This window comes from Dactylosporangium sp. NPDC048998 (assembly GCF_043197855.1).
Classification (GTDB): Bacteria; Actinomycetota; Actinomycetes; order Mycobacteriales; family Micromonosporaceae; genus Dactylosporangium.
The window spans coordinates 605,798-623,331 of sequence record NZ_JBICTV010000003.1 but is presented as its reverse complement, the minus strand read 5'-3'; the positions used below and the strand labels follow the sequence as shown (position 1 = coordinate 623,331).

The window sequence follows — 17,534 nt, the reverse complement described above, 5'->3', positions numbered from 1 at the left end:
ATAGCGGGTGGCATATGTTGGTCGTGTGACGAGTAGTGCGCTGCTGACCGACCACTACGAGCTGACGATGCTGTCCGCGGCCCTGCGCGACGGCACCGCCGACCGGCACTGCGTGTTCGAGGTGTTCGCGCGCCGCCTGCCGACCGGGCGGCGCTACGGTGTCGTGGCCGGCAACGCCCGCCTGGTGGATCTCATCGGGAAGTTCCGCTTCGGGCCGGAGGAGATCGAGTTCCTCACCGCCCGCGGCATCGTGGACGCGGAGACGGCCGAGTGGCTCGGGAAGTACCGCTTCAGCGGCGACATCGACGGCTACGCCGAGGGCGAGCTGTTCTTCCCCGGCTCCCCGATCCTGACCGTCAGCGGCACGTTCGCCGAGTGCGTGGTGCTGGAGACGCTGGTCCTCTCCGTGCTCAACCACGACAGCGCGATCGCGGCCGCCGCGGCCCGGATGGTCACGGCCGCCCGCGGGCGCCCCGTGATCGAGATGGGCTCGCGCCGCACCCAGGAGGAGTCCGCGGTCGCCGCCGCCCGGGCCGCCTACCTGGCCGGCTTCGCGTTCACGTCCAATCTCGAGGCGGGCCGTCGCTACGGCATCCCGACCACGGGTACCGCCGCCCACGCCTTCACGCTGCTGCACGACTCGGAGCCGGCCGCGTTCGGATCGCAGGTGGCGACGCTGGGCAAGCAGACCACGCTGCTGGTGGACACCTACGACATCGCGCAGGGCATCCGCAACGCGATCGCGGTGGCCGGCCCCGACCTGCGGGCCGTGCGCATCGACTCCGGCGACCTGTCCGTGCTCGCCTCCGAGTCCCGGGCCCTGCTCGACTCGCTCGGCGCGACGGACACCCAGATCATCGTGTCGGGCGACCTCGACGAGTACGCGATCGCGGCGCTCGCCGCCGAGCCGGTCGACGCCTACGGCGCGGGCACCGCGGTGGTTGTTGGCTCGGGCGCGCCGACCGCCGGGCTGGTGTACAAGCTGGTCGAGGTCGACGGACGCCCGGTGGTGAAGCGCTCGGAGAACAAGGGCACGGTCGGCGGGCGCAAGACGGCGGTACGCCGGCACAAGCCCACCGGCACCGCGACCGAGGAGATCGTCGTCTCGCTCGGCGCGCCGGAGCCGCGGCCGCACGACCGGCCGCTGCAGCGGACCCTGCTGCGCGGCGGCGAGCCGGCCGAGGACCTGCCGACGCTCGCCGACTCCCGCGAGCACCTGCGCCAGTGCCTCATCTCCATCCCCTGGGAGGGGCTCAAGCTCTCCGCCGGCGACCCGGCGGTCCCGGTCATCATGTCTGGAGGCTCCGCATGACGCGGGCGTTGATCGTCGTCGACGTGCAGAACGACTTCTGCGAGGGCGGCTCCCTCGCGGTCGCCGGCGGGGCGGCCGTGGCCGCGTCGATCTCCGCCGCGCTGGCAGACGGGCACTGGGACCACGTCGTGGCCACGCAGGATCACCACATCGATCCCGGTGCCCACTTCGACGCGCACCCCGACTACGTCAGCACCTGGCCGGCTCACTGCGTCGTCGGTACGGCCGGGATCGGCTTCCACCCTTCCTTCGACACCGCGCGCGTGGAGGCGGTCTTCGAGAAGGGGTCGTACACGGCGGCGTACTCCGGCTTCGAGGGCGCCGCCGAGGGCCGCGGCCTCGCCGAATGGCTGCGCGAGCGGGACGTCACCGAGGTCGATGTGGTCGGCATCGCGACCGACCACTGCGTGCGGGCGACCGCCCTCGATGCGGTGCGTGAGGGCTTTGTTACGACCGTGCTCCTGGACCTCACCGCGGGCGTCCAGCCGGCCACGACCGCATCCGCCCTGGTGGAGCTGCGGGAGGCCGGCGTGACCTTGATCGGTGAACCGGTCGTAGCCGGGAGTTGACCGTCCGGCGGATGGCACATGGCTGGACTTGCCGTGTAACAACCGACGTGTACCGTCATCCGGGCAAGCGGTTCCGCACCCGATGTGAGGACTTCTCACGTCACAACGTAAGGAGCGCCTACACGGAGCGTGGCGAAAATGGCCAGACTTCGCTACGCTTGCGGGACCTCGAAGGGTCGTCCATGGTGGACGGCTCAGCACCAGGAGGGTCACGTGAAGTTGTCGATCGAGACTCGCCCTTCGGATCAGCGGGAGGCAGTGCTGACGCTGAGTGGCGAAATCGACTATGAGACCGCTCAGGAGCTCCGCACCGCAGTGAGCTCAGTGCTCGACGGAAGCATCGACCTCCTCGTCATCGACCTCGCGGGGGTCACGTTCCTCGACTCCACCGGCATCGGCACGCTCGTCGTTGCCAAGCGCATCTGCCACAGCATGGGCGTCAAGCTCGACATTCGCCGTCCCAATCCGTTCATCGCGCGCCTGTTCGCCGTGGTGGGCGTGAGCGACATCCTCGGCGTGCCGATCCCGCCCGGCACCGTGTCCGGCAGGCTCCCCGCCCCGCGCGAGCGCGGCGTCACCCAGCCCGCCTGATCGATCACCCAACGTAATTCTCTCCCCGGCCCCGGCCGGCCTCGTTCACAACACTCCGTGGAGCGCCCCGCCCCTCACCCCGACGGCGGCGCTCCATCGGCGTGTCACAGAAGTGTCATATACGCAGCGTCACCCACACGGGGTTCGCCCATTCGAGCGACGGCGCCGGATTTATCGGAAATGTCACCCGGGCCGCGAAACCCTGCCATCCGACCTTTCCAGTTCCGGGCGCGACTTCCGCCGCCGCGACCCCGGGCCGGCCCGCCATCCTCCCGCCGGATCCGCCATCCCGCCGACGCGGCCCAGCGGGCAGTTGAGCAACGCAGCACGGCCCGGTCGCCGCCCAGGCAGCGCGGCGCACCCGAACGACGTACGGACGACCGGACGCCGCGGCTGATCCCAGTCCTGCGCAGCCCACCCCGAGAAGCCAAGTCCGAGCGGCGATGACCGGGCCTGCGAATCACGGAAAACCCCGCCCGCTGAGGTGTCCCAGGGACGGGCTCAGGTGGACGCTCCCGGCTCGGATCGGCATCGGCCACGAACGGGAACGCCCCCGGCGGCCTGAGGGCCCCGGGGGCGTTCCTGGAGAGCGGTGGGTCAGTGCTGTTCTTCGTACGTCGCGCCGCCGTCGGCCTCGTGGCTCAGCGGCCTGGCGCCGCCGGGCGGCGGGGCTTCCAGCGAGTGGCCGGGGGCGTGCGCCGGGAACTTCGCGTCGAACGCCGGGCGCTCCGAGCGGATGCGCGGCATGCTGTCGAAGTTGCGCAGCGGCGGCGGGCAGGACGTCGCCCACTCGAGCGACATGCCGTGGCCCCACGGGTCGTTGACCTCGACGACCCGGCCGGTCTTGTACGACTTCCAGACGTTCCACAGGAACGGCAGCGTCGACAGGCCGGTGATGAACGAACCGATCGTGGAGATCGTGTTCAGCGTGGTGAAGCCGTCGCTCGCCAGGTAGTCGGCGTACCGCCGGGGCATGCCCTGCGTGCCGAGCCAGTGCTGCACCAGGAACGTGGTGTGGAAGCCGATCGTGGTGAGCCAGAAGTGGACCTTGCCCAGGCGATCGTCGAGCATGCGGCCGGTCATCTTCGGGAACCAGAAGTAGATGCCGGCGTACACCGCGAACACGATCGTGCCGAAGAGCACGTAGTGGAAGTGGGCCACCACGAAGTACGTGTCGGAGACGTGGAAGTCGATCGGCGGGCTCGCCAGCAGCACGCCCGACAGACCACCGAAGAGGAAGGTCACCAGGAAGCCGATCGCGAAGAGCATCGGCGTCTCGAAGGTGATCTGGCCGCGCCACATCGTGCCGATCCAGTTGAAGAACTTCATGCCGGTCGGCACGGCGATGACGAAGCTCAGGAACGAGAAGAACGGCATCAGGACCTGGCCCGTGGCGAACATGTGGTGCGCCCACACGCTCATCGACAGGGCGCCGATCGCGATCGTCGCGCCGACGAGGCCCTTGTAGCCGAAGACCGGCTTGCGGCTGAAGACCGGGATGACCTCCGTGATGATGCCGAAGAACGGCAGCGCCACGATGTACACCTCGGGGTGGCCGAAGAACCAGAACAGGTGCTGCCAGAGCATCGCGCCGCCGGTCTCGGCGTCGTACACGTGCGCGCCGAGGCGGCGGTCGGCCTCCAGGGCCAGCAGCGCGGCCGCCAGGATCGGGAAGACCATGATGACCAGGACGCTGGTGACCAGGATGTTCCACGTGAACATCGGCATGCGGAACATGGTCATCCCGGGCGCCCGCAGGGTCAGCACGGTGGTGATCATGTTGACCGCGCCGAGGATCGTGCCGAGGCCGGAGAGCACCAGGCCGACGATCCACAGGTCGGCGCCGACGCCGGGCGAGTTGATGATGCTGTTGAGCGGCGCGTAGGCGAACCAGCCGAAGTCGGCGGCGCCGCCCGGCGTGATGAAGCCGATCAGCGTGACCGACCCACCGAACGCGTAGAGCCAGTAGGCGAACGCGTTGAGGCGGGGGAACGACACGTCGGGGGCACCGATCTGCAGCGGCGTGATGTAGTTCGCGAAGGCGAACACGATCGGCGTCGCGAAGAACAGCAGCATGATCGTGCCGTGCATGGTGAACAGCTGGTTGTACTGCTCAGGCGAGAGGAACTGCAGGCCCGGCCGGGCCAGCTCGGCGCGCATGAGCAGCGCCATGAACCCGCCGATCATGAAGAACACGAACGACGTGACGAGGTACATCAGGCCGATCTGCTTCGCGTCCGTGGTGCGCAGCAGCCGAGCGAACGCCGAGCCCTTGACCGGCTTGTGCACCGGCCAGGGCCTGGTGACTATCGGCTTCGGTGCGACGGTGGTCACGAAAGGCCTCCTGGGGCTGTTGAACCAGCTGGCGAGCCAGCTCCACGAGGCGCCGGGCGATCGGCAGCGCGATCAACACGTCACCCCGCAGGCAGAATAGTCTCCCCCGTTGGCGCGAAATCGCTGGGGTTCAGCTACCGCCCCTGGCGCCGAGGTCGAAGCTGATCGCGCCGGCCGCGATCGCCGCCAGCACCAGCAGGACGATGCCCCAGAAGATCAGGCGGTCGGCCGGGGTCGGGCTCTTCACGGCACTGACCAGCCGGCTGGCGACCGGGGCCGCGGCGGGCCGGGCGACGGGCACCTCGGCGGTCACGCCGGCGCCCAGGTCGTCGACGGCGGGCCCGGCGGCCGGCGCGGCCAGGTGGCCGTCGGCACGGGCCTGCAAGAAGATGAGGACGGCACCGGCGAGGACCAGCAGGACCCCGAGCACCGCGACGATGACAGCGATCCAGTCGCGCATGGCTTGCCTCCCTGGGGGTTGCGAGAGGGATCTATCTGCCCAGCAGGCTAGAGACCCGGACCGGGCGCGTCGAGCCCCGGCCGCCGGGGCGGCTCTGAAATTTACAGACCAAAGCCCGGTGGCGAAACCTTGCGGCAATCTCGTGTTGACACCGCAGAAACGGTGTATGACGCTCCCTATGGAAGCGCTCCCAAAATCGACGACTTGCTATCCGAGGAGGTCGCGATGTCGATTACCGCCGCTCCAGAAACGACGCAGGACCCCGCGCACGACCCCATGCACGACACCGCCGAACACCCCACCCTCGCCCACGTCGCCGCTCTCGCGGGCGTTTCCTCCGCCACCGCCTCCCGCGTGCTCAACGGCTCCGCCCGCGTGTCGCCGACCGCCCGCCAGCAGGTCCGCGACGCCGTCGACCGGCTCGGATACGTCCGCCAGCGCGCCGCCCGCGCCGTCGACCGCCGCCCCCGCTCGGTCGCCGCCGTGGTGTGCGAGCCGAACGCACGCCTCTTCGCCGATCCGTTCTACTCCCGCGTCCTGGCGGGTGCCAGTGCCGCGTTCGCCGAGCGTGACATGCCCATGCTGCTGGCCGCGGGCGAGCGACCGGCGTCGCTGCAGCGGTACCTCAGCAGCGGCCACATCGACGGCGTACTGCTGATCTACTGCCGCAGCAGCCACCCCCTCGTCGTCACGCTCCCCGCGCTCGGCGTCCCCGTGACGCTGATCGGCCGGCCGCTGCAGGGCAGCTCCCTGTCGTACGTGGACGCCGACAACCGCGGCGGCGCCCGCCAGGCGGTGGAGTACCTGGCCCGCACCGGCCGCCGGCGCATCGTCACGATCGCCGGCCCGCCGGACGTGTCCGCGGGCGTCGACCGGCTCGCCGGGTTCCGCGAGGGCCTCGAGCGCGCCGGCCTGGAGCCCGGGCCGATCGCGTACGGCGACTTCACGCGCCCGGCCGGGGTACACGCGATGACCAGGCTCTTGGACCACCGCCCCAACCTGGACGCGGTCTTCTGCGCGTCGGACCTCATGGCCGTCGGCGCGCTCCACGCGCTGCGCCAGTCCGGCCGGCGCGTCCCGGAGGACGTGGCCCTCGTCGGCTTCGACGACCTGCCGCTCGCGGCGTTCACCCAGCCGCCGCTCACCACCATCAAGCAGCCGGTCGAGGAGATCGGCGCGGCCGCGGCCCGCAAGCTGCTCGCGCTCATGAGCGGCGAGCCGTCGGACGAGCCGCCGGTGCTCCCCACCACGCTCGTCAAGCGGCAGAGCGCATAGAAAGCGCATAGGAAGCGCATCGGAAGCGCATCGGAAGGAGCGCATACGACGGTCGGCCCCGGCTGGGCTGCGGCCGGGGTGGCGCCCTGGCTCACCATCGCCGGGGTAGACCATCTCACCTCCCTCTACCTGGCCATATCCGCCTGCACGCGGCTCTCGGAGCCGCTAGACATGGAGGCGTGAAGGCCATCACGCTGACCGCCCAGGACGACGCCGGCGCCCTGTCCCTCCAGGACGTGCCCGACCCGCACCCGGCCGCGGACGAGGTCCTGATCGAGGTCCGCGCCGCAGGCGTGAACCCGGCCGACCTGTCCCGCACGGCCTCGCCCGTCGCCGGCCACGAGCTCGCCGGCGTCGTGGTGAGCCGCGGCCCGGAGGTGACCTCCTTCGTGGTCGGCGACGAGGTGTACGCCTACGCCGAGGGCGCCTACGCCGAGCGCGTCGCCGTCGCCGAGCGCGACGCCGCGCACAAGCCGGCCGGCCTGACGTTCGTCGAGGCCGCCGCGGTGCCCCAGGGTGCGGCGACCGCCCTGCAGGCGCTGCGGGCGGCCGGCACCGGCGAGGGCGACGTGGTCCTGGTCCACGGCGCCGCGAGCGGCGCCGGCCACTTCGCGGTGCAGATCGCCCGCGCGCTGGGCGCCGAGCGCGTGCTGGGCACCGCCGACCCCGCCGACCACGAATTCCTGCGCGAGCTGGGCGCCGAGCCGGTCACCGAGCTCACCGAGCCGGTCGACGTGTCGCTGGACCTGACCGGCGGCGACACGACCGCGGCCGCCCTGCGCGAGGTGCGCGACCCGGCCCGGGCCGTCTCGACGGTCAACCCGGCCATCACCGCGGCCGGCGGCCGGTACGTCACCCCGGAGCCCGCCGCCGCGGACCTGCGCTGGCTGGCCGACCTGGCCGACCGCGGCCTGCTGCGGGTGGCCCTGCACCGCGAGCTGCCGCTGGCCGAGGCCGCGGACGCCCACCGCCTGCTCCGCGCCGGCCACGTCCGCGGGAAGCTGGTTTTGACCCCATAAAACCCGATATTTCCTGACTCGGACCGCGTCACCTGCGGACCGTTCCTCCCGCGAGAGACCGGTCGACGCTAGCGCGTCTTCCTGCCAGGTCCGCGGTGCCAAGATCCGACAAGCCGCTTTTCCACTCCGTGGACATGGAAACCCGGAGCTGCGGAACACGGCACTGCCCGAACGTCGGCAACAGGCGGTAGGTTCACCGGCATGATCGACGGCCCCGCCGACTACACCGGACGGCGCCGGACCGGCACCCGTCGACAGCCACGGATCGCGTTCGCCGCGGTGCTCATCGTCGTCGCCGCCGTCGTCCTGGCCCTGCGAGCCCTGCCGGCCCGCGCGCCCGGGCACACCGAGGTGGATCTCGTCGACGGGCCCGTCGTGCCCGCCTTGTCGGCCCCATCCGGACAGCCGACGCGGCCGTCCGGGTCGCCGCAGGCTTCCGGCGGCGCGTCGGGAAGCGCATCCGAGAGCGCCCGGCCCGCCGCGAGCGGCACCCCGTCCGCGCCCCCGTCGCCGGTCCCCACCACCGCCACCGCGACCCCGACGGGCGGGCCGGCGTCGCCGTCGGCCGGGGCCGGCGGTACGACATCCGGGGCTCTGACGATCGAGGCGGAGGCGGCAGGCAACGGCCGGCCCGGGCAGATGACGGTCCGCGAGGTCGCCGCGGCCTCCGGCGGCCGGGCGGTCACCGGCGTCGGCAACGGCCGCTACCTGAGCTTCGTGGGCGTCGACGTTGCGCAACCGGGCGACTACCGGGTGACGATCGCGTACCTGTCCGCCGACGACCGGCGCTGCTCCATCGGCACGGGGCGCCGCCGGACCCAGGTGTCGTTCCCGGCGAGCGGCGGATTGGGCTCGGTCGCGACGGTGACGGTGACGGTGCAGCTGCAGGCGGGTCGGAACACAGTCGAGGCCGGGAACACCCCCGGCAGGTGGTGCCCCGACCTCGACCGCATCACCGTTGCACCCGCTGACCACCCCAGCACGGCAACGTCGTGAGCAACGCTTGGCGTGACCGTGCGCCGGTGGACCATCCAGGGAGGCTTCCGGCTTTCCGGCGCCGGTCACACTCAAAGCATGGGCCGCCGACCTGGGCAGCGGCGCAAACGGCGCTGTGAAGTTGCTGAGTACGGTGATCTTCAGGCGACCCGCAGGGTCTCGCCGAGCACCCGCACGACGTCGCCCCGGTGCAGCTGGCGGCCGCGGCGCGTGTCGACCTCGCCGTTGACGGTGACCTCGCCGTCGAGGATCAGCTCCTTGCTCTCGCCGCCGGACTCCATGACGTCGGCGAGCTTGAGGAACTGACCCAGCCGGATCATGTCGCCGCGGATCTCGACGTCCCTCATCGCGCCTCCTCCAGCAGGCTCAGCATCTCGGGCAGGTCGAAGAAGCGGGCCGTGTCGAGCGCGGACGGGCCGCCGGCGTCCGGGTCGGCGCCGGCGTCGAGCAAGGCGCCGACGGTCCGCGGGTTCTGCCGGAAGACCGCGGCGGCCAGCGCCGTCTGGCCCCGGTCGTTGGCCCGATCGGCCTCGGCGCCGCGGGCGAGCAGCGCGGCGACGGTCGCCGGATGGTCGTGGTACGCCGCCAGGATCAGCAGCGAGTCGCCCTTGTCGTTGGTCAGGTTCACGGGCACGCCGGCGTCGACGTAGCCGGCCAGTTCCTCGGTCGCGCCCGAGCGGGCCAGGTCGAACATGCGGTGCGCGAGGTCCAGCACGTCCTGGCCGGGCTCCTCGCGGGTCGGTTCACTCACATCGCGCAGCGTAGCTGCCGGCGCACCCGCACCTTGCCGTGTCGCCCGTTCACCCCGGCGCGACCGGGTTGCTTCCGAAAAAGCGTTGCCGCCGATCCGCAGCGCTGGCTAGGTTGGGCGTACACGGGAAAGGAGGTGGTCCAAAATTGTGTAGCAATGGGACTCGTGAGGTGACTATCCGCTAGTCGCCGTCCTCTGGACTCGCACTTCGTGCGACCGCCCGGATGGCGGCCGGCGAATACGAGACAGTTACCCAGCCCCCGAGGCTTTCCGGTGTAGTCCGACCGGTCCATGCGCATCCAGCGCGGAAACCTCGGGGGCTGTTCCATGTCTGGATCACCCTTACGCTGTGACGGTGATCTCACCGGAACGCCTGCGCACGCACGTCGAGGCGCTCACCGCGCACGGGCCACGGTTCGAGGACCTGGCCGGGGTGCCGGCCTGCCTGCGATACGTCACCGACGAGCTCGGCGCCATGGGCCTGGCGGTGCGCGTCGAGCGCTACGGCGGCGAGCTGCACCAGGTCAACCTCATCGCCGAGATCCAGGGCGGCACCTCCGACGACGCCGTGGAGCTGTGCGCCCACTGGGACTCGGTCGAGGAGAGCCCCGGCGCGGACGACAACGCGAGCGGGGTGGCCGGCGTGCTCGAGGCGGCCCGCGCGCTGCGCGACGCCGACCTGCCGGCCCGCACGATCCGGTTCTGCCTCTTCGGCGGCGAGGAGGACGGCTTCCTCGGCAGCGAGGCACACATGGCGCACATCACGCCGCGCACCGAGGCGATCGTGTTCGAGATGATCGGCTTCACCTCGGCCCGGCAGCACTTCCCCGACGAGCTGGCCGGGTTCGTCGACCCGCCGGAGCGCGGCGATTTCGTCGCGCTGGTCGCGGACGAGGCCTCGCAGGGCCTGCTGGCCCGCTTCGCCGGGCACCTCGAGGTCCCCGGCTTCCCGCTGGTGCTGCCCGACCTCGCCCAAGAGGCCGCGATGCGCAGCGACCACGTGCCGTACTGGGCCACCGGCCGGCGCGCGCTGCTGGTCACCGACACCGCGGACTACCGCAACCCGCACTACCATCGCCCCGGCGACACCGCGGACACGCTGAACTACGCCTTCGCCGCCGACGTCGTCGCCGCGGCCGTGCGCACGATCGTCGATCTCGCGCAGTGATGCGGGCCTCGCCCCGGCGCCGTGTCACCATGCTGGGGTGTCCATCCGACTGCTGATCGCCGACGACCAGGCGCTCGTGCGCGGCGCGCTCGCCGCGCTGCTCGACCTCGAGGCCGACCTGACCGTCGTGGCGGAGGTCGGCCGCGGGGACGAGGTCGTCGCGGCCGCCCGCGAGCACCGCCCGGACGTGGCGCTGCTGGACGTGGAGATGCCGGGCCTGGACGGCATCTCGGCCGCCGCCGCGCTACGCAAGGCCCTGCCGTCCTGCAGGGTGCTGATGGTGACCACGTTCGGGCGGCCGGGGTACCTCCGCCGGGCGATGGCCGCGGGCGCCTCCGGCTTCGTGGTCAAGGACACGCCGGCCCGGCAGCTCGCCGACGCGGTACGCCGGATCGCCGCCGGCCTGCGCGTCGTCGACCCGACGCTGGCCGCGGAGACCCTGGCCAGCGGCGACAGCCCCCTGACACCGCGCGAGGCCGACGTGCTGCGCGCCGCCCGCGAGGGCGGCACGGCCGCCGACGTGGCCGGCCAGCTCGGCCTGTCCGAGGGCACCGTGCGCAACCACCTGTCCGCCGCGATCGGCAAGACCGGCGCGCGCACCCGCGCCGAGGCCGTCCGCCTCGCCGAGGAGAACGGGTGGCTCTGAGATACACACGGCTTTCGGACACTGACGAGAACGGCTGGCTGTGGTCCTAAGGGCTGAAGGATTCCGCCCGGGGACGTAGAGTCGCGGCATGACCGCACTTCTCGCCAGCGGCCGGGACGCTGATGTATATGCGCTCGACGAGCGGCGGGTTCTGCGGCGATACCGCCGGGGCGGTGACGTGACGGCCGAGGCGGCGATCATGCGGTACGTCTCGGACCACGGCTACCCGGTGCCGCGCGTCTACGCGGCCGACGGCGCCGACCTGGTCCTGGAGCGCCTCGACGGCCCGACCATGCTGCAGGCCCTCCGCGACGGCACCATCGACCTGCACTCCGGCGCCACCGTGCTGGCCGACCTGCTCGAGCGGCTGCACAAGGTCCGCGTCCGCGCGGCGACCGATCCGGGCACCCGCATCCTGCACCTGGACCTGCACCCGGAAAACGTCGTCATGACCGAGGGCGGCCCGGTGGTCATCGACTGGCGCAACAGCATGGAGGGCCCGCCGGAGCTCGACGTGGCGATGACGGCCCTGATCATCGCCGGCGTGGCGGTGCTGCCCGGCCCCGGCCCGTTCGCCGATCAGGCCGAGCCGTTCCTGGATACGCTGCTGAGCTGCACCCGCGACAACCCGCTGTCGCAGCTGGAGGCGGCCGTGCACCGCCGCACGGCCGACCCCAACGTGACCGCCGAAGAGAAGGCCCACCTGCAGGAGGCCAAGCTCCTGGTCACCACCGCCGCCCGCATCCACTTCTGACCCCGGCCAGGGCCCATGCGGGGTGAATAACCCGCGCGGGGCGGCGTGACCCGGGGGTGTGCGGCGCCACGCTTTTGCTCATGGAAGAACTCTTCGTCCGTCAGGTGGACATCGGCGTGGCCGACATGGACATCTCCGTAGACGACCAGCTCACCACCACACGCGTCGTCGTGGAGCGCGCGACCGCCACCGACCGCCGTGGCGGCCCCGACCGCGAGCTCGTCCTCGTGTACGGCGCCGCCGAGACCCACGCCGTCGCCGAGGCACTCCAGCGCGCCGCCGATCTCGCGATGACCGACCCCAACTGAGACGACGGCATCCTCCCCTTCCCGCTTATCCGATATGTCCGGCACTCCGTGCCGGACATATCGGTTTTTTCGCTTATTCCCGACCGTCCCGAGTTCGCGTTTGACACACCCGGCCCTTGTTGAGCGCTCAACTAAAGCGCTACCGTGGAGTTCATGAGCGCACTGCCCCTTCTCGATCGACACCTCGCCGCCGCCGTGCCGGCCAGCCGCGAGCAGCGTGCCTGGACGCCCGAGGACGGGGCGCTGCCCAGCCTGTACATCAGCCACGGCGCCCCGCCGCTGCTGGAGGACGGCGAGTGGATGCGGCAGCTGCTCGACTGGGCGCTGGACCTGCCCAAGCCGAAGGCGATCCTCATCGTCAGCGCGCACTGGGAGTCGGCGCCGCTCAGCGTGTCGGCCACGCCGGCGGGCACGCCCCTGGTGTACGACTTCGGCGGCTTCAAGCCCGTGTTCTACACGCTGCAGTACGCCACGCCGGACGCCTCCGAGCTCGCCCGGCGGGTCGCCGCCGCGATGCCCGACTCGGAGCCGCTGCACGAGCACCGCGGCCGCGGGCTCGACCACGGCGCGTGGGTGCCGCTCATGGTGATGTACCCGCTGGGCGACGTCCCGGTGCTCCAGCTGAGCCTGCCCACGCACGACCCGGACCGCCTGCTCGAGCTGGGCCGCCGGCTCCGCCCGCTGCGCGCCGAGGGCGTGCTCGTCATCGGGTCCGGGTTCATGACGCACGGGCTGCCGTTCCTCACCCACGAGCACTGGGCGGGCGCGGGCAAGCCGCCCGGCTGGTCCGCCGACTTCGATGCCTGGGCCGCCGACGCGCTGGCCCGCGGCGACGTCGACACGCTGAGCCGGTTCGCCAGCCAGGCGCCGGGCATGCCGTTCGCGCACCCGACGGTCGAGCACTACACGCCGCTGTTCGTCACCCTCGGCGCCGCCGACCGGCCCGACGCGCCGGTGCGCTCGGTGATCGACGGCTACTTCATGGGCCTGTCGAAGCGCTCACTGCAGACGGCTTAGGACCGTCTCCCGGGTGCGGCCGGGCAGCGCCTCGGCCGCCAGCAGGCTCGGCAGCAGGTCCGGCTCGCCGGTCAACGCGCGGAAGGCCAGCCCGACCGTGACGTCGTGCGCCGGCGTGAAGACCACGCGCACCTCGTCGCCGGCGCGCACCTGGCCGGGCTGCACGACCCGCAGGTACGCCCCGGGCTCGGCCCGGTCGGTGAACCGCTTGACCCAGCCGCGCTCCCCCAGCCAGCCGGCGAACGTGCGGCAGGGGATGCGCGGCGCGCACACCTCGAGCACGGCCTCGTCGCCGATCAGCCAGCGCTCGCCGATGCGCGCGCCGGTGACGTCGAGGCCGGCCGTGGTGAGGTTTTCGCCGAAGACGCCGCCGGGCAGCTCGCGGCCGAGCTCGGCGGCCCACCGGTCGAGGTCCTCGCGGGCGTACGCGTACACGGCCTGGTCCGGCCCGCCGTGGAACCGCGTGTCGCAGACCCGGTCGCCCTCGACGCCGGTCGGCTCGGTGCCGCGCGGCCCGGGCACGGTGATCGCCACCGGCCCTTCGACGGGCCGCTTCCCGATGCTGGTCACGCCCATGTCGGAGTGCTCGGTCGGCTCGGGACGGCCGGCGTTCACGGAGAGCAGATAGGCCACGCCTGACAACCTATCCGGTCGTACTCCGCTCAGGCGTGAATGAGCGCCAGGTCCTCGCCGGCCCGGATGCCCGGCCCGCCGACGGTGCTCACCTGTCCCCCGGGCCCGGCGTGCACGACGCGCGCCCCGGCGAGGTACCCCAGGAGCAGCCCAACCCGCGGTCAGGAACGCGCCGGCGCGGTCAGAAACGACGGTGACGAGCGCTCCGGGGCCACCGCCGTGGCCTTGCGCAGCCGCAGCGCCGCGTCGAAGGCCTCGTCGTCCAGGCTCCGCTTCGCGGCGGCCGCCATGTCCGCGGCGTTCGCGGTCCGGCGCTCGATCTCCGACGCCTCCTGGTAAGCGTGGAACTTCCGGTCCCGGACGACCCGCCGCAGCGTCAGCTCCTGGGCGAACGGGTGCGCCGCCGGATCCCAGCCGTTGCGATGCATGAGCGCGTCGGCGAGGTTGGCGGCCGAGATCTCGCCGCGGTCGTAGGCGGCGTTGGCGATGCGCACCAGGTGGCGGCGGCGGATCTCCGGGTCGTCCTCGGTCATCGGGAACGCGTTGGCGCGGCGCAGGCGGTCGACCGACTGCTCGGCCTCCTCGTACGCGCGCCAGGCCGCCTCCTGGGTGCGCTGGGCGGCCTCCCACTCCGCGCGCCGGCGGTCGGCCATGACCGTCGCGCGCTCGGCGGCGACGGCGATCTCCGCGCTGTACCGCTGCAGCTCCTGGATCTCCTTCGCGCTGCGCTCGATCTTGGCCTGCCGCTCGCGGGCGGCCTCGGGATCGCGGATCGCCTTGCGCAGGCGACTCCACCAGGACGGGCCGCCGGAGCCGCGGCGGGAGATGGTGGTCAGGACCAGGAACGTGATGATGACGGCGGCGAGCAGGGCCAGCCAGATCGCCAGCGCTTGTTGCATGTCGTGGGAGAAGTTCTGCATGGGAGGGGCACCTCGGAGGAGCGAGACCGGTCGGGGAGGGGTCGTCTCACGCCTGGTGTGCGGGTGGGGCCCGGCCGGCCACGGCCCCGACGTGCCGGCCTGCGGGCAGGGACCGCGCGCCGGAGATCGCGGGCGCGACGGCGGCGGCGACCGGCGGGGCCTGCTCAGCGGCCGGCTCGTCCACAGTGGACCGCTCGGCTGAGGGGCCGGAGGCGGTGAAGGACAAGGGCGCGGGCGGGACCGGCTCCACCGTGGAGGGCAGGGCGGGCGTGAAGCCGGCGCCGAGGATGAGCGCGCAGATGGTCAGCGCGAGTCGTCGCACGCCACGCCGCAGGCGGCTCGGTGGCGTAGCGAGGTCCATGACTCAAACATGCCCGCTCCGGCCGGCGCTCGCAAGCCGAGGTAGCCTTTTGCGCCGTGGATCTGACCGTCATCCTCGGGCCGATGAAAAGCGGGAAGTCGCTCGAGCTCGTGAGCCTGCTGTCGCCGCTGCAGTACACCGACGCGCGGCACCGCGTGTTCCAGAGCGCCCGGCACGTGCGCGACGCCGGCGTGGTGTCGCGCAGCGGGGCAGCGCTCGCCACCGTGAAGGCCACGTCGCTGGCCTCGGCCCTCGACGAGGACCTCGACGTCGTCGGCATCGACGAGGTGCACATGTTCGCGCTGTCGGACATCGCCGTGGTGCGGCGGCTGCTGAACCGTGGCACGCGGGTCGTGGCCGCCGGGATCGACCTCGACCACCGGGGCGAGCTGTTCGCGCCGGTGCGCGCGCTGCTGGAGCTCGGGCCGGCGAGCGTGACCTACCGGCGCGCAGTGTGCGACCGGTGCCGTTCCTTCTCCGCGGTGTACACCCAGGTGCTCGAGCACGGCGAGCCGATGATCCGCGAGCTCGCGCCCTCGACCGCGCTGCCCGACGACGGGACGTACACGTACGAGGCCCGCTGCCGCACCTGCGTCGTCCTGCCGCAGCCCGTGCCCACGCAGCCGATCGCCTAGGCGACGGCCGACTCGAGCGCGAACTGCGGGTCGGCCACCGGGCGGCCGAAGTGGTACCCCTGCGCGAAGCGGTACCCGAGCCGGTAGAGCTCCCGCGCCTGCTCGGCGGTCTCCACGCCCTCGGCGATCGCGTCGAGGTTGAGCCCGTCGCTGACGTTGATGAGCGCCGTCGCGATGACCGCGTGCCGGCCCGCCATGGTGACGTTGTCGACGAAGGACTTGTCGACCTTGAGGATGTCGACCGGGCACGTCTGCAGCAGGCCCAGCGACGAGCGCCCGGTGCCGAAGTCGTCCAGCGCGATGCGTACGCCCGACCCGGTGCATCGCGTCGAGGGCCTCGATCGCGCTCAGCCACACTCCCACGCGAGGGTTATCGGCAGCCCGCGGTGCGCGGTTGAGGGGTGTTCCCCAGAGTTTATACCCCCAGGGGGTTCCGCGAAACCGGTATGCTGGTCGGCATGACTACCGCGACGCCGCGCGGGTACACCGCGACCAAGGACCAGCTCCAGAGCCGCCTGCGCCGCATCGAGGGCCAGGTCCGCGGCGTGGAGAAGATGGTCGACGAGGACCGGTACTGCATCGACGTGCTGACCCAGATCAGCGCGATCCAGGCGGCCCTGGACAAGGTCGCGCTCGGCCTGCTCGACGACCATGCCCGCCACTGCATGCACCACGGCGCCGAAGAGGGCAGGGGCGAGGAGATGGCGACGGAGATGATGGCCGCGGTCGGCCGGCTCCTGCGCCGTGGCTGACTACCTGTTCGTCCGGCAGACCGATGGGTTCACCTGCGGCCCGACCGTGGCGCTGGTGGCGTCGGCGGCGCTGGACCCCGCGTACGGCGCGACGGTCACCGACGCGGCCGCGGAGCAGCACCGCCTCCACGCCGCCGCCAACCGACTCTGGCCGCGCAAGCTGGGCACGACCCCGTGGGGCGTGGCGGCCGTGATCTCCGCGCACACGGAGGCGCTCGGCGTGAAGTACACCTGGCGGCTCTTCCGCAAGGACCTGGGCGCCGTGCTGGCCGCGGTGGAGTCCGGCTGGCCGGTGGCGATGCTCATCGGCAGCACGATCCCGCGCCACTGGGTGCTCATCGTCGGCCACGAGGACGGCGCGCTGCGGTGCTTCAACCCCTCCCGCGGCGAGGCGACCACGTTCACGGTCGCCGACGCCCAGACCCGCCACCTGGACACCTTGGGCTTCCCGCGCGCCTTCGCCGTGGTCCTCCCCGGCCGCACGCTGAACTGAGGTCTCCAACCTCAGGTCAGGCCCGCGTCGGTTAGGTTTTCCAGGTGGTACCGCTGACGGTCCTCCAGGGCGACGCGACCAGCCCGCAGGCGGCCGGTCCGAAGGTGATCGCGCACGTCTGCAACGACCTGGGCGGCTGGGGCAAGGGTTTCGTGGTGGCCGTGTCCCGCCGCTGGCCCGAGCCGGAGCGCGACTACCGGGCCTGGCACCGCGACCGCGCCCACAACGACTTCGGCCTCGGCGCGGTCCGGCTGATCCAGGTCCGCGAGGACCTCTGGGTCGCCAACATGATCGGCCAGCACGGTATGCGGACGGGTTCGAAGGGCCCACCGATCCGGTACGACGCGGTCGACCGCTGCCTGGCCACCCTCGCCGACCACGCCGAGCGCCTCGCCGCCTCCGTGCACATGCCCCGCATCGGCACCGGCCTGGCCGGCGGCCGCTGGGAGCGCATCGAGCCGCTGATCACCGCCCGGCTGTCCGCCCGGGACATCCCCGTGACCGTGTACCACCTCGAGTGATCGCAGCGAACACGTCACC

Annotated in this window: 22 protein-coding genes and 1 pseudogene; 15 read left to right on the top strand and 8 right to left on the bottom strand. The window is 72.1% G+C overall.

What is annotated here, in order from left to right; all coding sequences use genetic code 11:
- The first annotated feature begins 25 nt into the window (after positions 1-25).
- From ACGFI8_RS10375 to ACGFI8_RS10365, 3 genes are all read left to right on the top strand, one after another.
- Positions 26-1,312 (top strand): nicotinate phosphoribosyltransferase, encoded by a 1,287-nt coding sequence (locus ACGFI8_RS10375; RefSeq protein ID WP_392802687.1) that lies wholly within the window; start codon positions 26-28, stop codon positions 1,310-1,312.
- Positions 1,309-1,881 carry an isochorismatase family protein gene (locus ACGFI8_RS10370; protein WP_392802685.1) on the top strand — a complete coding sequence of 191 codons (573 nt, stop codon included), beginning with the start codon at positions 1,309-1,311 and terminating at the stop codon, positions 1,879-1,881. The genes ACGFI8_RS10375 and ACGFI8_RS10370 overlap by 4 nt, the downstream gene beginning before the upstream one ends.
- Before the next feature lie 213 nt (positions 1,882-2,094).
- Entirely contained in the window at positions 2,095-2,472 is a 378-nt protein-coding gene (locus tag ACGFI8_RS10365; RefSeq protein WP_392802683.1) for an STAS domain-containing protein, read from the top strand.
- 597 nt (positions 2,473-3,069) lie between these two features.
- Here the strand turns inward: ACGFI8_RS10365 and ctaD are convergent.
- Positions 3,070-4,806, bottom strand: a complete 1,737-nt coding sequence (gene ctaD / locus ACGFI8_RS10360; protein WP_392802681.1) for a cytochrome c oxidase subunit I — start codon at positions 4,804-4,806, stop codon at positions 3,070-3,072.
- A 130-nt stretch (positions 4,807-4,936) separates the two neighbouring features.
- Positions 4,937-5,266, bottom strand: coding sequence for a hypothetical protein (locus tag ACGFI8_RS10355; protein WP_392802678.1), 330 nt, complete (start codon positions 5,264-5,266; stop codon positions 4,937-4,939).
- A gap of 225 nt (positions 5,267-5,491) precedes the next feature.
- Here ACGFI8_RS10355 and ACGFI8_RS10350 point away from each other — a divergent pair, with 225 nt between their 5' ends.
- From ACGFI8_RS10350 to ACGFI8_RS10340, 3 genes are all read left to right on the top strand, one after another.
- A complete protein-coding gene (locus ACGFI8_RS10350) occupies positions 5,492-6,541 on the top strand; it encodes a LacI family DNA-binding transcriptional regulator (RefSeq protein ID WP_392802676.1) in 1,050 nt (349 codons plus the stop codon).
- Positions 6,542-6,720: 179 nt separating this feature from the next.
- Positions 6,721-7,560 carry an NADP-dependent oxidoreductase gene (locus ACGFI8_RS10345; protein ID WP_392802673.1) on the top strand — a complete coding sequence of 280 codons (840 nt, stop codon included), beginning with the start codon at positions 6,721-6,723 and terminating at the stop codon, positions 7,558-7,560.
- 201 nt (positions 7,561-7,761) lie between these two features.
- The gene (locus ACGFI8_RS10340) at positions 7,762-8,556 is read left to right on the top strand and encodes a carbohydrate-binding domain-containing protein (RefSeq protein ID WP_392802670.1); all 795 of its coding nucleotides are present in this window, start codon (positions 7,762-7,764) and stop codon (positions 8,554-8,556) included.
- Between the two features lie 140 nt (positions 8,557-8,696).
- On the opposite strand, the gene ACGFI8_RS10335 is transcribed toward ACGFI8_RS10340, so the two are convergent.
- Together ACGFI8_RS10335 and ACGFI8_RS10330 are read right to left on the bottom strand one after the other, a co-directional pair.
- The gene (locus ACGFI8_RS10335; protein WP_366224575.1) at positions 8,697-8,903 is read right to left on the bottom strand and encodes an RNA-binding S4 domain-containing protein; all 207 of its coding nucleotides are present in this window, start codon (positions 8,901-8,903) and stop codon (positions 8,697-8,699) included.
- Positions 8,900-9,250, bottom strand: coding sequence for an ankyrin repeat domain-containing protein (locus ACGFI8_RS10330; protein ID WP_392802903.1), 351 nt, complete (start codon positions 9,248-9,250; stop codon positions 8,900-8,902). Before ACGFI8_RS10330 ends, ACGFI8_RS10335 begins: the two co-directional genes overlap by 4 nt.
- Before the next feature lie 412 nt (positions 9,251-9,662).
- Here ACGFI8_RS10330 and ACGFI8_RS10325 point away from each other — a divergent pair, with 412 nt between their 5' ends.
- From ACGFI8_RS10325 to ACGFI8_RS10305, 5 genes are all read left to right on the top strand, one after another.
- Complete coding sequence (locus tag ACGFI8_RS10325; RefSeq protein ID WP_392802667.1) at positions 9,663-10,475, top strand: M20/M25/M40 family metallo-hydrolase; 813 nt, start codon at positions 9,663-9,665, stop codon at positions 10,473-10,475.
- Positions 10,476-10,512: 37 nt separating this feature from the next.
- A complete protein-coding gene (locus ACGFI8_RS10320) occupies positions 10,513-11,121 on the top strand; it encodes a response regulator (RefSeq protein ID WP_392802664.1) in 609 nt (202 codons plus the stop codon).
- Positions 11,122-11,209: 88 nt separating this feature from the next.
- Positions 11,210-11,875, top strand: a complete 666-nt coding sequence (locus ACGFI8_RS10315; protein WP_392802662.1) for a phosphotransferase — start codon at positions 11,210-11,212, stop codon at positions 11,873-11,875.
- An 80-nt stretch (positions 11,876-11,955) separates the two neighbouring features.
- Positions 11,956-12,183, top strand: coding sequence for a hypothetical protein (locus tag ACGFI8_RS10310; protein WP_392802659.1), 228 nt, complete (start codon positions 11,956-11,958; stop codon positions 12,181-12,183).
- A gap of 153 nt (positions 12,184-12,336) precedes the next feature.
- Positions 12,337-13,200 (top strand): dioxygenase, encoded by an 864-nt coding sequence (locus ACGFI8_RS10305; RefSeq protein WP_392802657.1) that lies wholly within the window; start codon positions 12,337-12,339, stop codon positions 13,198-13,200.
- Here the strand turns inward: ACGFI8_RS10305 and ACGFI8_RS10300 are convergent.
- From ACGFI8_RS10300 to ACGFI8_RS10290, 3 genes are all read right to left on the bottom strand, one after another.
- Entirely contained in the window at positions 13,183-13,833 is a 651-nt protein-coding gene (locus tag ACGFI8_RS10300) for an MOSC domain-containing protein (protein WP_392802654.1), read from the bottom strand. The two genes, ACGFI8_RS10305 and ACGFI8_RS10300, sit on opposite strands and share 18 nt — an antisense overlap.
- Before the next feature lie 161 nt (positions 13,834-13,994).
- A complete protein-coding gene (locus tag ACGFI8_RS10295) occupies positions 13,995-14,753 on the bottom strand; it encodes a hypothetical protein (RefSeq protein ID WP_392802651.1) in 759 nt (252 codons plus the stop codon).
- 46 nt (positions 14,754-14,799) lie between these two features.
- Entirely contained in the window at positions 14,800-15,114 is a 315-nt protein-coding gene (locus ACGFI8_RS10290; RefSeq protein WP_392802649.1) for a hypothetical protein, read from the bottom strand.
- A 56-nt stretch (positions 15,115-15,170) separates the two neighbouring features.
- On the opposite strand from ACGFI8_RS10290, the gene ACGFI8_RS10285 reads away from it, so the two are divergent.
- Entirely contained in the window at positions 15,171-15,749 is a 579-nt protein-coding gene (locus ACGFI8_RS10285; protein WP_392802647.1) for a thymidine kinase, read from the top strand.
- On the opposite strand, the pseudogene ACGFI8_RS10280 reads toward ACGFI8_RS10285, so the two are convergent.
- Positions 15,746-16,060: pseudogene (locus ACGFI8_RS10280) on the bottom strand (EAL domain-containing protein); the annotation flags it as partial. The gene ACGFI8_RS10285 and the pseudogene ACGFI8_RS10280 overlap by 4 nt on opposite strands.
- 147 nt (positions 16,061-16,207) lie before the next feature.
- Here ACGFI8_RS10280 and ACGFI8_RS10275 point away from each other — a divergent pair.
- Genes ACGFI8_RS10275 through ACGFI8_RS10265 form a run of 3 tightly spaced genes read left to right on the top strand, consistent with a single transcriptional unit; the run spans position 16,208 to position 17,515 of the window.
- Positions 16,208-16,501 carry a metal-sensitive transcriptional regulator gene (locus ACGFI8_RS10275; RefSeq protein ID WP_350544782.1) on the top strand — a complete coding sequence of 98 codons (294 nt, stop codon included), beginning with the start codon at positions 16,208-16,210 and terminating at the stop codon, positions 16,499-16,501.
- Entirely contained in the window at positions 16,494-16,994 is a 501-nt protein-coding gene (locus tag ACGFI8_RS10270) for a hypothetical protein (RefSeq protein ID WP_392802645.1), read from the top strand. Before ACGFI8_RS10275 ends, ACGFI8_RS10270 begins: the two co-directional genes overlap by 8 nt.
- Before the next feature lie 44 nt (positions 16,995-17,038).
- Entirely contained in the window at positions 17,039-17,515 is a 477-nt protein-coding gene (locus ACGFI8_RS10265) for a macro domain-containing protein (RefSeq protein WP_392802643.1), read from the top strand.
- The last annotated feature ends 19 nt before the right edge of the window (positions 17,516-17,534 follow it).

Excerpts from the sequence above, each read along its gene's own strand:
- ACGFI8_RS10370 (WP_392802685.1), top strand. The coding sequence starts at position 1,309 with ATGACGCGGGCGTTGATCGTCGTCGACGTGCAGAACGACTTCTGCGAG.
- ACGFI8_RS10355 (WP_392802678.1), bottom strand. The coding sequence starts at position 5,266 with ATGCGCGACTGGATCGCTGTCATCGTCGCGGTGCTCGGGGTCCTGCTG.
- ACGFI8_RS10350 (WP_392802676.1), top strand. The coding sequence starts at position 5,492 with ATGTCGATTACCGCCGCTCCAGAAACGACGCAGGACCCCGCGCACGAC.
- ACGFI8_RS10340 (WP_392802670.1), top strand. The coding sequence starts at position 7,762 with ATGATCGACGGCCCCGCCGACTACACCGGACGGCGCCGGACCGGCACC.
- ACGFI8_RS10335 (WP_366224575.1), bottom strand. The coding sequence starts at position 8,903 with ATGAGGGACGTCGAGATCCGCGGCGACATGATCCGGCTGGGTCAGTTC.
- ACGFI8_RS10330 (WP_392802903.1), bottom strand. The coding sequence starts at position 9,250 with ATGTTCGACCTGGCCCGCTCGGGCGCGACCGAGGAACTGGCCGGCTAC.
- ACGFI8_RS10315 (WP_392802662.1), top strand. The coding sequence starts at position 11,210 with ATGACCGCACTTCTCGCCAGCGGCCGGGACGCTGATGTATATGCGCTC.
- ACGFI8_RS10310 (WP_392802659.1), top strand. The coding sequence starts at position 11,956 with ATGGAAGAACTCTTCGTCCGTCAGGTGGACATCGGCGTGGCCGACATG.
- ACGFI8_RS10305 (WP_392802657.1), top strand. The coding sequence starts at position 12,337 with ATGAGCGCACTGCCCCTTCTCGATCGACACCTCGCCGCCGCCGTGCCG.
- ACGFI8_RS10295 (WP_392802651.1), bottom strand. The coding sequence starts at position 14,753 with ATGCAGAACTTCTCCCACGACATGCAACAAGCGCTGGCGATCTGGCTG.
- ACGFI8_RS10290 (WP_392802649.1), bottom strand. The coding sequence starts at position 15,114 with ATGGACCTCGCTACGCCACCGAGCCGCCTGCGGCGTGGCGTGCGACGA.
- ACGFI8_RS10275 (WP_350544782.1), top strand. The coding sequence starts at position 16,208 with ATGACTACCGCGACGCCGCGCGGGTACACCGCGACCAAGGACCAGCTC.